This is a genomic window from Nodularia chucula CCY0103, from assembly GCF_963923915.1.
In the GTDB taxonomy this organism is placed as follows: Bacteria; Cyanobacteriota; Cyanobacteriia; order Cyanobacteriales; family Nostocaceae; genus Nodularia; species Nodularia chucula.
In genome coordinates this window covers 125,143-140,242 of sequence record NZ_CAWUOL010000002.1, presented here as the reverse complement: position 1 = coordinate 140,242, position 15,100 = coordinate 125,143, and the positions used below count along the sequence as shown (strand labels likewise).

At 40.6% G+C, this 15,100-nt stretch carries 2 protein-coding genes; both read right to left on the bottom strand.

Annotated elements, in window-relative coordinates:
- Positions 1 to 109 precede the first annotated feature (109 nt).
- Positions 110 to 7,561, bottom strand: coding sequence for an SDR family NAD(P)-dependent oxidoreductase (locus ACM0OP_RS01220; protein ID WP_414526566.1), 7,452 nt, complete (start codon positions 7,559 to 7,561; stop codon positions 110 to 112).
- 47 nt (positions 7,562 to 7,608) lie between these two features.
- A complete protein-coding gene (locus ACM0OP_RS01215) occupies positions 7,609 to 15,048 on the bottom strand; it encodes an SDR family NAD(P)-dependent oxidoreductase (RefSeq protein WP_414526565.1) in 7,440 nt (2,479 codons plus the stop codon).
- Positions 15,049 to 15,100 lie beyond the last annotated feature (52 nt).

Genomic DNA, 15,100 nt, shown 5'->3' with positions numbered 1-15,100 from the left:
ATTGTTTCAATTAGTCTGCGAAAACATCAGCCAAAAACCTTATTCTTGCGTTCCTAATTTTTTAATTAGTCTGCGAACCCACAATGTGATTTAACCCGGATTATCCGGTTTAACCACACCCGTTTAATAGAGCTTCTAAAGCTTCTAATTCTGCTGTAATAGATGATCCCACACCCTCTTCAGAGGAAAAATTATTTAAAGGGGTGACACACTTCTGTTCAATTGTGGGGGAAATCACACTATTTTTCGCTAACAACTCCGTAGCAATATATTCAGCTAGAGCATTAATATGGGGATGCTCAAACAACATTGTAGAAGAAATTGTTTGGTTTAAACCTGCTTCTAAACGACTACGCAACTCTACCATCATCAGTGAATCCATACCCATATCAAAAAACCCTAACTCTACATCTGGTAATTGAGCAGAAGAAGAACCTAAGACTTGACTAACTTCTGTTTGCAGATAATTTTTTAAGTATGAAATACGTTCTTTTACGCCTAAAGATTGGATTTGCTGTATTAATTGAGAAGTTTGATTTTCATTAATGGTTGCTGACTTTTGGTGGTAAAAATCGCTAAAGAAAGAGGAATATAATTTTTGCTTAAGAAGTTCTGACCAATTGATAGGAATTACTCCTACTTGTGTAGAAGATTGAGTGAGGAGAAGTTCTAAAATATCTATACCTTGGTCGGGAGTAATTTCACCGATACCCCGTAAACTCATTTGATTAGAAACTTGTCTTTTAGCGGCTGCACCAATATCAGACCATACGCCCCAATTTATACTCAGTGCTGGTAATCCCTGGTGACGGCGATATTGGGCTAAAGCATCCAAAAATGTATTTGCAGCTACGTGATTTGCCTGTCCTGGAGAACCCAGTAGAGAAGCAGCCGAGGAAAACATGATAAAATAATCCAGAGGAATGTTTTGGGTTAATAGATGCAGATTCTCAGCCCCAGTAACTTTGGGACTCATGACACCCTGCAATCTTTCTAAATTTAATTGCTGCAAAACCCCATCATCTAAAACTCCTGCGGCATGAATTACACCACGTAAAGGCGGATAGTTTTGGTGAATGTCTGCCAGCACTGTTGCTAATTCTGCTTTTTGGCTCACATCAACCTGGGCAGTAATGATTGTAGCTCCGGCTGCTTCTAAAGCTTGAATTTGTGCTTGTGCTTCCGTATTTGGCTGGTTACGTCCTAAAAGCACAAGATATTTTGCACCTTTTTCTACTAGCCAACGTGCCACACGCAAACCTAAACCGCCCATTCCCCCTGTAATTAAATAAGTAGCTTGGGGTTTTACTAACTCAGTTGGTGTGTGAGTAATAATGATTTTACCGATATGTTTGGCTTGTTGCATCATCTGCAACGCTTCTACTATTTTGGTGGCGAGGAAAATAGTTTGAGGAAGCGATTGCAGTTGTCCGGTGTTAAACTTCTCCATAAGACGACACAACAAAGTTTGGATTTTCCCTGGTTCTTGTTGAGCAAAACTCATCAAATCCACAAGATGATAAGAAACTTGGGGCTTGACTTCAGCAACCTGTTGTGCATTCCAAACTCCCCGTTTCCCAATTTCGATAAATTGTCCTTGAGGTTTGAGTATTGATAAACTAGCAGGAATGAACTCACCAGACAGAGAGTTAAACACAATATCCACCCCTTCTCCGTGGGTGATTTCTTGAATTTCCTCAGCAAAATCTAAGGTACGAGAGTTAAAAATATGCTGTACACCTAAACCGCGTAAAGTCTCCCATTTTCCCGGACTAGCTGTAGCGAACACTTCTAACCCAGCTTCTTGGGCAATTTGTAAAGCCGCCATTCCGGTTCCCCCAGTCGCCGCGTGAATGAGAATGCGTTGTCCCGGTTGAATTTTCGCAACTTCCCACAAACTATATGCAGCAGTCAGGAAATTGGCAGGAATTGTCGCTGCGTCGGCAAAACTCAAGGAATTGGGTTTTGCAATCACATAATTAGCATTAGTTGTCACATATTGACTAAAACTATCAGCAGCCAAAGCCACCACAGCATCACCGATACCGAACTGAGTTACACCCTCACCAACGGCGACAACCTCCCCAGCACATTCCACACCAAACCAGTTACGTTCAAAAGGTAATAATCCCAAAGCATCCAGAACATCAATAAAATTTAATCCTGTGGCTTTTACCTGAATTTCTACCTCTCCAGCTTCGGGTTGACGACGGGGGAAAGGTTCCCATTTTAAAGATGTAAGTACACCCCGTTTGGCAATTGTTAAATGGTACGGTTGATTGGGAAGACTTTGATCAGTAAAACGAGTTAATCTTGCTACCTTGCGTCCAGATGTGTGTAGAGAAATTTGTTTTTCTTCCCCAGGATGAGTAATTTCGGTAACGAGGTTTTGAATTTGAGTAATCAGTTCTTGTGTAGGATCTAAATCAACACAGCGACAATTTAATTCTGGGTGTTCTAAACTGATTACTTTGCCCATACCCCATAGAGAAGACTGACTTAATCCTGTGATAGTGTGAGGATTGACAGCATCTTGAGTCACTAACCAGAGATTAATAGGGTAATGTTGGGTTTGAATGAGAGTTTGGACGAGATGAAGAACATGATTACATTCATTTATATTGTCTTGACAACCAGCGATATAAATAATGTGTTTGATAGACTGAGAAGATGATTGATGGAGAAATTCTCGAATATTATCAGAGAGTTTAAGGATAATAGCAGATTCCTGTTGTAATTGTAATTGTTGGGCGATACCTGCTGCCAATTCTGGTAAATCTGCAATAATTAACCATTCTTTGAGGCTTTTAGTTTCCTTGATGAATTGGGAGATAATTACACTTTGTGCGGCTAAGACTTCTGGGAGAATTACATCGGGAGTAATATTAACAACGTTGGTAAATCCATTGGTTTGGAGTAAATTTTTCCAAGTAGATGTAGAAATCAGGGGATGATGAGGGCGTAAATCTTTATCTTGAAAACGCCACCAACCTTCAGTTAAGCCGAAAATCAAATCTATCCAAGCACTGGGGCGAGTACCTTCTAGAAGTATTAGCAGTCCCTGATTTTTAAGTAAGGATTTAATATTAGTAACTGCGTGGGTTAAATTCTCGGTTGCGTGTAGGACATTAGCCGCAATTACTATGTCAAAACTATGATCATTAAAATCTTGATTTGCTAATGGTTGTTCAATATTTAGAGTTTGGTAACTCACAAACCCATAATCTGAAAATTGCTGACGTGCTTTTGCTATAAATACAGGTGAAATATCTGTAAATACATATTCTACAGATTTGTTAGCAAGTTGCGGTAATACATAAGCTGTTGTTCCCCCAGTACCAGCACCAATTTCTACAATTCGCACCTTTTCCCCTGGTGGTAATTTTTCTAAAGCTGAGTTTACCGCTTGTTGTACTAAGGTATTCATTACCTTTGCACCAGGAGAATTTTGATACAATTGGGTAAGGGTTGTTAAGTCTCCGTTGGGGAATAATATGTCTAAAGGATTACATTCTCCCTGCAAAACTTTAGCCAAGTTTGTCCCGCAACGTTCTATTAAAGTTAATTCGGCTGTTGTTTCTGGGTATTGGGTTTTTAGTTCTGTTTGGAGATTTTGCGGATTTTCAAAATTCTGATCATGTTGCTTTTGTAGGGTAGATAGATGTGTATATAATTGTTGATATTGTGGTGCAACTTGTCCTTTGTGCGGTGAAGATGAACTAAAAATTTGCAGTGCTTGGATAATATATGCAAGACTTAATTTTTCTAATTTTGGCAGAAATTGGGCATAACGTTGAATTTCATCTGTTGTTAAAAGTTGGGTAAACTGAGGTGCTATTTTTTCGGCAATTTCTACCGGAGAAGTCAGGGAAGAATCAGATTTATAATTAATAGTTAACGGTTGAAGTCGCCATTCAATTTCATATAACCAGTTTTTCCACTCTAAGAGATTTTCTGATTGTAATGCTTTGAGTTGTAATCCTTCTAATACAGCAATAACTTGTCCATCTGGGGTGAAAATTTGGATATCAGCGATTAAAATTGGGGAGGTTGTTTGTTGCGGAATTAATTTAACTAAACTCCAAACTTTTTCGCCAATGGGTTGCCAAATTGTCAATTTATTTACACCAATGGGTAAATAAATAGAGGGTGTAATTTGATGGTAAAAAATTGCTGCTATGGTTTGCAAGCAAGCATCTAAAACAATAGGATGAAATTGATAATTATGACGGCAATTACAAGCTGATGGTAAGTAAATTTCGGCTAATGCTTGGTTTTCATGATGCCAAATTTGGGTAATACTTTGGAAGGTTTCACCATAATTAATTCCTACTTGTTTGAGATTTTCATAGAAGTTAGGAATATCTGTAATTTTAGTAAATTGATTTTGCAGTTCTACAAAATTAATAACCTGATTTTGAGGAATATCACTGTGAGGTTTTATTTTACCAGTAGCATGAGTTATCCAGTTATTTTCGACTGGGTTGATTTCGGCGCTGACAATTTCAAATTCCTGATTATTCTTGAGGATAAGTTGTATATTTCTGGAAGTATCTGGATTTAAAATACAAGGTTGTTGAAAAGAAATAGTTTCTAAACAAATTTTATCATCTTTAAATATTTCCTTTCCCGCAGCCAAGGCCATTTCTAAATAAGCCGCCCCAGGTAAGATAATTTGGTTAAATACGCGATGGTGTTGGAGATAGACAGGATAACTATCAGAGATTTTTTGCTGAAAATATATATCACTAGATTTAGCTAAGTTTATTGTTTGTCCTAATAAGGGATGTATACTATTATTGGTTGAATGAGAAGTTTTATTTTTTGGATTAATATCTACCCAATACCGCTTTCTCTGAAACGGATAATTTGGTAATTCTAGGCGTTGTCGTTGGTAATTTTGCTCGAAGCCATGCCAATCAAATTTGACTCCTTTTGCATAAAGTGCGGCTATACTTGATAGTATGACTTGCCAGTCTTGTTGTCCTAGTTGCAATGTTGGTAATAATTTTATATTGCTTTTTTCTTGATTGGCAATAATTGAACGTGTCATTTGTAGTAAGGTTGGCTTTGCACCTATTTCTATAAATACAGTACAATCTTGCTGAATTAAAGTTTCTATTCCTGGAAAAAACTGGACTGGTTCACAAATATGACGACACCAGTATTCAGGAGTGGCGATTTCTGAATTAATTAAATTCCCGGTGACATTAGAGATGATCTGATATTTAGGAGAATGAAAATTGATAGTACGCAGAATTTCCTCAAATTCTCCTAACATCTCTGTCATCATGGGTGAGTGGAAAGCATGGGAAACTGATAAAGGTATACTTTTAATTTTTTTTGCTGTTAAAACGGTTATAATTTGCTCAATTGCAGAGGTTTCTCCGGAAATTACTGTATTATTAGGTGCATTAATTGCAGCAATTGAAACCTGTTGATTATAGGGTAATATTAATTTTTCTAATTCAGAGGCGCTGGCTATTACTGCTACCATTTTACCTTGGGGTAGTTGTTGCATTAAACGGGCGCGGTTGGCAATTATTTTTAACCCATCTTCTAAACTGAAAACTCCAGCAATACAAGCGGCTACATATTCACCAATGCTATGTCCTATGAGAAAATCAGGTTTGATTCCCCAAGATAGCCACAGTTGACAAAGTGCATATTCAAGGATGAATAATGCGGGTTGTGTGTAGAGAGTTTGGGAAAGTAATTCGTTACTATTTTGGTTATTTTTTGCCCAGAAGAACGGCTGTAAATCTAAACCTGAGTTAGCTAATAATAATTGACAGCATTTATCTATTGTTTCTCGAAATAAGGGGGCAGTATGATATAGTTGAAAGCCCATTTGTGGGTATTGTGAACCTTGTCCGGTGAAGAGGAAGGCAATTTTCGGACGAGATTGATAATTTACTCTATTTGTAAAGATATTTGCGGTTGTTTCACTGTTAATGAAACAATTTAGTTTTTCTTGGGCTGTGGTGAGGGAATCTGCAATAATAGCTAAACGATGTTCTAATTGACTTCTCCCAGTATTGGCACTATAACAAATATCTGCCCAATCAATATTTTGATGCTGATTGAGGTGGCTGATATAGTTTTGTGCTAGTTGTTTTAAGGCTGTTTCAGTTTTAGCTGATAAAGTCAAAATATGCAAAGGACGTTCCGAACCCCTCCCCAACCCTCCCCTTACCAAAGGGAGGGAGTCATTTTCAGACAAAATAATATGAGCGTTAGTTCCACTAAAACCAAAGGAACTTACCCCAGCTATTTTTTTACCATGCCAAGGTGTGCAAGTGGTGGGAATATGAATCGGAAACTGTTCCCAGGGAATATGAGGGTTTGGTTGTTGAAAATGCAAGTGAGGGGGAATTTCTCCATATTTGAACGCCAGTACGACTTTGATTAACCCGGCTATTCCGGCTGCTGCTTCTAAGTGTCCGATGTTGGTTTTGAGTGAACCTACTAATAACGGCGATTCTGGCTGTTTTTGCCGAAATACAGCCCCTAATGCGCCAATTTCTATGGGATCTCCCAAGGCTGTACCTGTTCCATGTGCTTCTATATAAGTAATATCACTAGGTTGTAATGTTGCGTTTTTTAATGCTTGTCTGATGACTGCTTGTTGTGAGGGGCCATTGGGGACTGTTAAGCCGCTACTGCGTCCATCTTGGTTGACGGCACTACCCCGAATTACTGCTAGGATGGGATGTTTGGCGGCTAAGGCATCGCTAAGTTTTTGCAGAATGATTACGCCGCAGCCTTCACCGCGCACGAAGCCATCTGCTTTAGCATCAAAGGTTTTGCATTTTCCATCTGCTGCTAACATCCGCGCTTGGGAAAAGTTGATGGTAAATTCTGGGGATAGGATGCGATTTACACCACCGACTATGGCGAGTTGACATTCTCCTTGATGTAGGCTTTGACAGGCGAGATGTACGGCGACTAAGGAGGAGGAACAAGCGGTATCTACTGCTAGGGAGGGGCCGGTGAATCCTAATATGTAAGAAATACGACCAGATGCTGTACTGTGGGAATTACCAGTTGCTAGGTAGGCATCAATGTCTGTAATGGGACGTTGCAATAAGTGGGTGGAGTAATCATTGCTACTGATGCCAATAAATACTCCTGTTTGACTACCTATAAGTTGTTCGGGTAAGATGCCTGTGTTTTCTAGGGCTTCCCATGTGATCTCTAATAATAGCCTTTGTTGGGGATCTAGAGATATGGCTTCTCGCGGTGCTATGTTGAAGAAGTCTGCGTCAAATTCTTGGAGGTGTTTAATAAAACCACCGTGACGGGTGGACATTTTTCCAGGTGTGCTGGGATTGTTGTGGTAAAGGGTGTTGATGTTCCAGCGATCGCTTGGAATCTCTGTAATTGCATCATGTCCGTTGCGTACTAATTGCCACAATGCCTCTGGGGTGTCTGCACCACCAGGAAGGCGACAGCCCATTCCTACTATGGCTATGGGTTCGTTTTGAGTTTTGAGTTGGCCTTTCAAGTCTTGGATTTGCTTGAGGGCGTTTTGCATTAGGGTGCGGTAGTCTTGTGTCATGGTGTTTTTTTTCACGCAAAGGCGCAAAGGCGCAAAGGGAAAGAGTGTTAAGAGTTGAGTTCTTGGGCTAGTAATTCGGCGATTTCTGCTGTGGAGAGTTCTGGGGTTTTTTGTAGTTCGTTGTTGAGGTGGTGGGCTAATGTTTGTATGTTGGGATAGTCGAAGGCTATTGTTGATGGGAGGGTGAGTTTGAGGTCGGTTTGGAGGCGATTTTTGAGTTCAATGGCTGTGAGTGAGTCCATTCCTAAGTCGAAAAATCCGGTTTGTGGGTTAATTTCATTGGCTGTAAAACCTAATATTTTTGCTATTTGTTCACTGATATAGGTTTGTAGTAGTTCATCACCTGCTGCTTTTTCTAGTTGGGATAATTTTTCTAGTAAGTTGGCGGTGGCTGTTTGATTGGGGGTGTTTTGGGTATTTTCTCGGTTTTTTGTGGTGTAAAAATGCTGGAAGAATTTGGAGGTAATTCCCTGTTGGGCAAATTTTCGCCAATCTATGGGTATTACTCCTATTTGGGTGAGGGGTTGGGTGATGAGATGTTGTAAAATTTGAATACCATCTGATGGTGCGATCGCTTCAATTCCTCTTTGCTGCATTTGGTTGGTAGCTTGGGTAGCTGAACCAATTTCAGACCAAATTCCCCAGTTAATACTCTGTGCGGGTAAGCCTTGGGTTTGTCGATAATGGGCTAGGGTATCTAGGAAGGTATTTGCAGCCACGTGGTTTGCTTGTCCCGGTGAACCGAATAAGGCGGTAGCTGAGGAGAATAAAACGAAGAAATCTAAGGGTTGGTGTTGGGTTAAGGTATGGAGGTTCCAAGCCCCCATGACTTTCGCCGCCATCACTTTTTGAAAGCGTTCCCAGTTCATTTGTAACAGCGCTCCATCATCTAATACTCCCGCCGCATGGATGATTCCAGCTAGGGGATATGCAGATTTTTCTATTTCTGTCAAGATGTTGCTTAAAGCTGGGGTTTGGGATACATCTATTTGTGCGATCGCAATCCTCACTCCAGTAGCTTCTAACTTCTGAATCCGTGAAACTGCATCAGGTGTAGGTGCATTGCGTCCCAGTAAGAGGAGATGATTCGCACCCATTTTTACCAGCCATTCCGCCACCAATAACCCCAAACCGCCTAAACCACCAGTAATTAAATAAGTGCAATTCTCTTTCAGAGGATAGGGAGAATTTCCCAGTCCCCAGTCCACAGCTACTTTTCCAGTATGCTTACCCTGTTGCATATACCGAAAAGCATCTACTATTTGAGTAATGGGAAATACTTTCGCAGCTAGGGGTTTTAAGCGATGTTGCTCAAATTCCTGCACCAATTGCTGTAACATACTCTGTACAAGCTTTGGTTGCTGGTGGCACAAATCAAATAAATCTACCAAGAAATAACTTGCATCTGGTTTAATTTGTTTTACCTGTTCCTCTGTCCACACATCAATTTTGCCAATTTCTACAAACCTTCCTTGGGGTTTGAGAATAGCTAAACTCTCAGTAATAAAATCTCCACTGAGGGAATTGAGGATAATATCTACACCTTCTCCTTGAGTTTGGGCGAGAATTTCTTCAGCAAAATCTAAGGTGCGAGAGTTGAAAATCTGCTTTACGCCTAAGTTTTGCAAAGTTTCCCACTTCTGGGGACTAGCGGTAGCAAATATTTCTGCCCCTGCTAGTTGGGCTATTTGGATGGCTGCTTGTCCGACACCACCCGCAGCTACATGGATGAGAACTCTGTCACCAGGGCGAATTTTTGCTAAGTGGTGCAAGGTATAAAAGGCGGTGAGAAAGGCGGCGGGTATGGTTGCGCCATCAATTATACTTAGATGTTGGGGTAGGGGGATTGCGATCGCCTCATTCACAGTGACATACTGGCTAAAACTCCCACTGGCTAAGGCCATGACTCTTTGTCCGACTTGCAGGTGTTTTACCCCTGTACCAATGGCTACTATTTCCCCAACGCACTCACAGCCTAACATTCCGGGTTCACCTGGGTACAAGTCTAAGGCGTTTAAGACATCGCGGAAGTTTAAGCCTGTTGCTTGAACGCAGATTTCTATTTCTCCTGGTTCTGGGGAAGGGCGATTAACTGTTTGGAAGGAGAGGTTTTCTAATGTTCCTCTTTGTTTGATGGTTAGACGGTGATTTTCACGCAGAGGCGCGGAGGCGCGGAGAGGAGTTTGAGTGAGTCTTGCAGCATATCGGGTTTGGTTACGCCACGCAATTTCTGTTTCTGGGGAATTTGTGAGGAGTTCTTTGAGGATAATGTCTGTTTGTTCTGTGGGGGTACGGTTTGGGTCTAGGTCTAAACAGCGACAGTTTAGTTCTGGATGTTCTAACTGTATTACTTTATTTATTCCCCACAATGATGCGGCTGCAAGTCCTTTTATGGAGGCATCTTTTCCTGTATTTACTGCTCCTTGAGTTACTAGCCACAATTGCGATAATTGCTGATGTTTTACGTTATTATGTAGCCAATACAACAGACTTTCGCAGAGTGTCTGTTGTGTTTCCATCAATTGTTCTGTAGTTAATTCGTTGGGGAGAGGTACATCTAAACCCCAGAGGTTAATTAGGTGTGATGCTGGAGTGGGAAGGGTGGAAAGTTCTGAGTCAGCAAAAATTAACTCGCAAGTTGCGCCTTGGGCTTGGAGATGACTGGCAATTTTTTGTCCTACTCCCTGTTTATCTGCTAATATTACCCATTTATCTGGTGTAATTGCAGCTTGCGCCACAATTAGCGCCTGATTTCCGATAATTTCATTTAATAGCGTGGGAGATTCAAAACCTTCTTGTGTGAGTAATTTTTGCCATTGTCTGCTGGAAATCAGGGGATGATGGGGACGTAAGCCATAGTCTTGGAAACGCCACCAGCCTTCAGTTAAGCCAAAGATTAAATCTAGCCACCAGACAGTATGCACTCCTTCTAATAAAAACAGTAAGCCTCCCCTTGACAATAACTGCTTAAGGTGTATTACAGTTTTCTGTAAATCTTGGGTGGCGTGGAGAACGTTAGCAGCTATGATAATATCAAAATTATTTTCTGTGAAGCCTTGAGCAGAGGGCGATTTTTCTACATCAAATAATTGGTATTTTACACAAGAATAATCTGAGAATTGTTGCTGTGCTTTGCTCAAGAATAATGGTGAAACGTCGGTGAAGTAATATTCAATTTCTCTTTGCGCCAATTCAGGTAACAGATGTGCTGTAGTTCCCCCTGTTCCCGCACCTATTTCTAGAATTTTCAGGGGTTTTTCTGATGGTATTTCAGCTATGGCTGTGATAATGGCTTGTTTTACCAAATTATTCATCATTTGAGCAATGGGTGAATTTTGGTAAAGTTGGGTTAAGTCGATCAAGTCTCCACCTGGAAACAATAACTCTAATGAATCGGTTTTTCCCAGTAAAACTGCTGCTAAATTGCTAGTACAGCGTTGGAGTAGATTTAATTCTGATGTGGCGTTGGGATATCCTTGACGCAATTGGGGAAAAACTGAGGCGGTTGTTATGCTGGGCGGTGTTTTTATGACTCGCCAGTTTTCTCCTTGGGGTTGTAATATTCCTTGGCTTTGGAGAATGTGTAATAAATGCTGATACAATTTTTTATATTGGCTTGTTATACCCATTTTCTGCATTGTTTCTGTTGCAGAGAACTCTTCGCCAAGTGTTAATGGTAGTTGCAGTTGTTGAAATGTCTGTAATATACAATCAAAACTCAGCTTTTCTAGTTGGGATGATAAGGATATGTAGTTTTGTAAATCTGACTGCTGTAATAGTTGTAATTTTGAGTTACTGATTGCAGTGGGAGTGAGTAAGCGATCGCTCAGAATTGGTTCTGCTTGCCATTCAATATTATATAACCAATCATGCCAGTTGTTTAATTGTCTGACTGGTTGAATTTTTAACCCGTTGATGATTGCAATTAATTTGCCATCTGGATGGAAGATTTGTATATCAGCAATATAATCAGATGTGTCTCGCAGTTGTACATGACTCCAGATGTGAGAGGATGTTGAGTTTTCGTCATACCAAGACACTTTTTCTATGGCTACAGGTAGGTAAGCTGTAGATGTTTGGAAGTCGAGTAAAATTGCTCCCATTACCTGTAAACAAGCATCTAATAATATAGGATGAATTTTATAAGGGGATATGTCTATTTCTGGGGATAGTTTTATTTGTCCTAATGCTTGTTTTTCTCCTCGCCAAAGTTTTTGAATGGCTTGGAATAATTTTCCATATTCTATTCCTACTTGTTTGCAGGTTTGGTAGTAGGTATTTACGTTAATTTCTTGGTTGCACGTTTTTTGTATTTGGGTAATGTCTGGAGATGGGGGTGAGGATGGGGGTGATTTTTGGATGATTCCGGTGGTGTGGGTTTTTGGTTCGCGCAAAGGCGCAAAGGCGCAAAGGGAAGGAGAATGGAAGGAGAGGATTTCAAATCTATAAGTTTGGTTTTCTAAGGGGGTGAAAGTTATTTGTAAGGTGATATCTGTCGTTTCTGCTAAGGCTTGGAGAATTTCTATATTTTGAATTTGGTAGGAGTTAGATTTAAATATTTTTTCTGCGGCTGCAATTGCTATTTCTACATAAGCCGCAGCCGGCATGATTATTTTACCAAGAATTTGATGTTGATGTAAGTAGTCTGGGTAATTTTGAGAAATTGGATTTTGGAAATATATGTTTTCTGTTTTCGCTAGTTGTAACCTTTCTCCTAATAATGGGTGGAGGTTAGATGTTTGGGTTGGTTTGGGTGAGTTGAGGTTTTCTACCCAATATCTCTGGCGTTGAAATGAGTAGGTTGGTAAATTTACTCTTTGATTTGGTTCATCTCCGTTGAAGTTTTCCCAGTTGATATCTACACCTTGCATATATAATGATGCTAGACTGGATAATATTGTTTGGACATCATTTTGTCCTGGGCGTAAACTGGGCAACCAGGAATATTTTTCGGCTGAGTTTAAACAGGTTTGACCTATACTCAATAAGGTTGGTTTTGCCCCAATTTCTAGGAAGATTTCGCAGTTTTCTGTGGCTAATGTTTCCATCCCTAGTGCAAATTGCACAGGTTGTAAAATGTGATTACACCAATACTCAGCTTGAGCTATTTGTGTATTAATGATTTTACCTGTAATGTTGGAAATTATTGGGGTTTTGGGTGGATGAAATCTAATACTTTCAGCTACTTGTCTAAATTCTGCTAAGATTGACTCCATTAATGGAGAATGAAAGGCATGGGAAACTGATAAGGGAGTATTTTTAATTCCCTGATTTGCGAGGATTTCTGCAAGTTCCTCAATTGCTGTTTTTTCACCGGAAATAACTGTATTATTTGGGGAATTGATGGCGGCTATGGCAATTTTCTGAGCATATGGTTGAATATATTTAGTAATGTCTGCAACTGATGCGGCAACAGCTAACATTTTTCCATTCTCAGGAAATTCTTGCATCAAACGGGCGCGGTTAGCAATTAATTTCAGTGCGTCTGATAAACTGAAAACACCTGCAATACAAGCGGCTACATATTCCCCCAGGCTATGTCCCATGAGAAAATCAGGTGTAATTCCCCAGTGTAGCCACAGTTGAGTTATGGCGTATTCTAAAACAAATAATGCTGGTTGGGTGTAAATAGTTTGGGAAAGTAATTGCTGATTCGCCTTTTCCTCAAATAAAATTGAATGTAAATCTATGTCTAAGTGGGGATGCAATAACTCACAACATTTGTCGATTTGTTGGCGAAAATAAGGTTGGGTTTGGTAGAGTTCTCTACCCATGTTGAGGTATTGTGAACCTTGTCCGGTGAAGAGAAAAGCAATTTTGGGCAAATTTGGGATAACTACTTGACTAGAAAATATTTCTGGGGTAGATTTTGAGTAATTAAATAATTTTTCATAAGCTGTACTATAAGAATTGGCGGGCATCGCTAAACGGTAGGGAAAGTGCGATCGCCCGACGTTGGAAGTAAAGCAAATATCAGCAAAGTTATTATCTGGCTGTGAATCAAAGTATTTGATGTATTCTCCTACAAGTTCCCCCAGTGCTTGGGGTGTTTTAGCAGAGATGGTAAGTAGATGATATGCCTCTCCCCTCTGGGAATTTTGAACGGGGGTAAAATCTTCTAAAACCAGATGCACATTTGTCCCACTCATCCCGAAAGAACTAATACCAGCAATGCGTTTACCGTTTTCACTTTGCCAAGGAGTTAACTGAGTCGGGACGGTGACAGGTAATTTCTGCCACGGAATATAGGGGTTTGGTTGTTGTAAGTTGACATGGGCAGGAATTTGTTGATTTTGCAATGCTAGAATTACTTTGATTAATCCCGCTACTCCTGCTGCACTTTCTAAATGTCCAATGTTGGTTTTCACAGAACCAATGGACAAGGGTTGATTTTTACTTCTACCTTCACCTAGTACCTGAGCTAGTGCTAAAACTTCGATGGGATCGCCGAGAACTGTACCTGTGCCGTGGAGTTCACTATACTGGACTTGTTGGGGTTCTACTTGGGCGTTTTCTAAAGCTTGGCGAATTACGGCTGCTTGGGCTGTACCGTTGGGGGCGGTTAAACCGTTGCTGCTGCCGTCGTGATTGACTGCGGAACCACGAATCACTGCTAAAATGGGATCATGGTTAGCGATCGCATCTCGCAATTTTTTCAACACCACAATACCACATCCCTCACCTCGTCCGTAACCGTCAGCCGCCGCATCTAAGGTTTTACAACGTCCATCCACTGCTAAGGCTTTCAACTTACAAAAGCCTATCATTGCTTCTGGGGCTAAAATTAAGTTGACTCCTCCCGCTAAAGCCATGTCAGACTCACCATTACGGAGACTTTGACAGGCTAAATGTACTCCCAGCAAGGAGGAAGAACAGGTGGTATCTAGTTGCATGACTGTTCCTTGCAATCCTAACACGTAGGCAATGCGTCCGGCGGCGATACTGCGAGTGTTACCTAAACTGCTGAAAGCATCAATTTGTGTGGGATGCGAAACGCTATATTTGGCGTAGTCATCAAAACATAGTCCTATATATATAGATGTCTTACTACCTTTAAGTTTTTGGGTTGATTGTCCAGCCCGTTCTAAGGCTTCGTGACTAACTTCTAACAATAGCCGTTGTTGGGGGTCCATTGCTACGGCTTCACGGGGGGAAATTCCAAAAAACTGAGGATCAAATTCCTCTACTCGGTCGATAAAATGACCGTAGCGAGTGTACATTTTTCCTGGAGTATCGGGATTTTCATCGTAGTAGTTCGCTACATCCCAACGTGGGGAAGGAATTTCACTAACTGCATTGACTCCATCTCGCAACAATTGCCAAAATGCTTCGGGGTTGTTCGCGCTACCAGGAAAACGGCACGCCATGCCAATTATAGCAATGGGTTCGGTTTTTTCTGCTTCTAAGGTTGTTAGTTCGGCTCGTAGGTGTCGCATTTCTAGGAGTGCGTCTGTGAGCAATTTTTGGTAGTTGGGTGAGTGAGTCATGGGATTTTTTAAACGCAGATGAACGCAGATGAACGCAGATGATCTAAGTAAA

What these genes read in the sequence shown, in the direction of transcription:
- ACM0OP_RS01215 (WP_414526565.1), bottom strand. Translation starts at nt 15,048, where the DNA reads ATGACTCACTCACCCAACTACCAAAAATTGCTCACAGACGCACTCCTA.
- ACM0OP_RS01220 (WP_414526566.1), bottom strand. Translation starts at nt 7,561, where the DNA reads ATGACACAAGACTACCGCACCCTAATGCAAAACGCCCTCAAGCAAATC.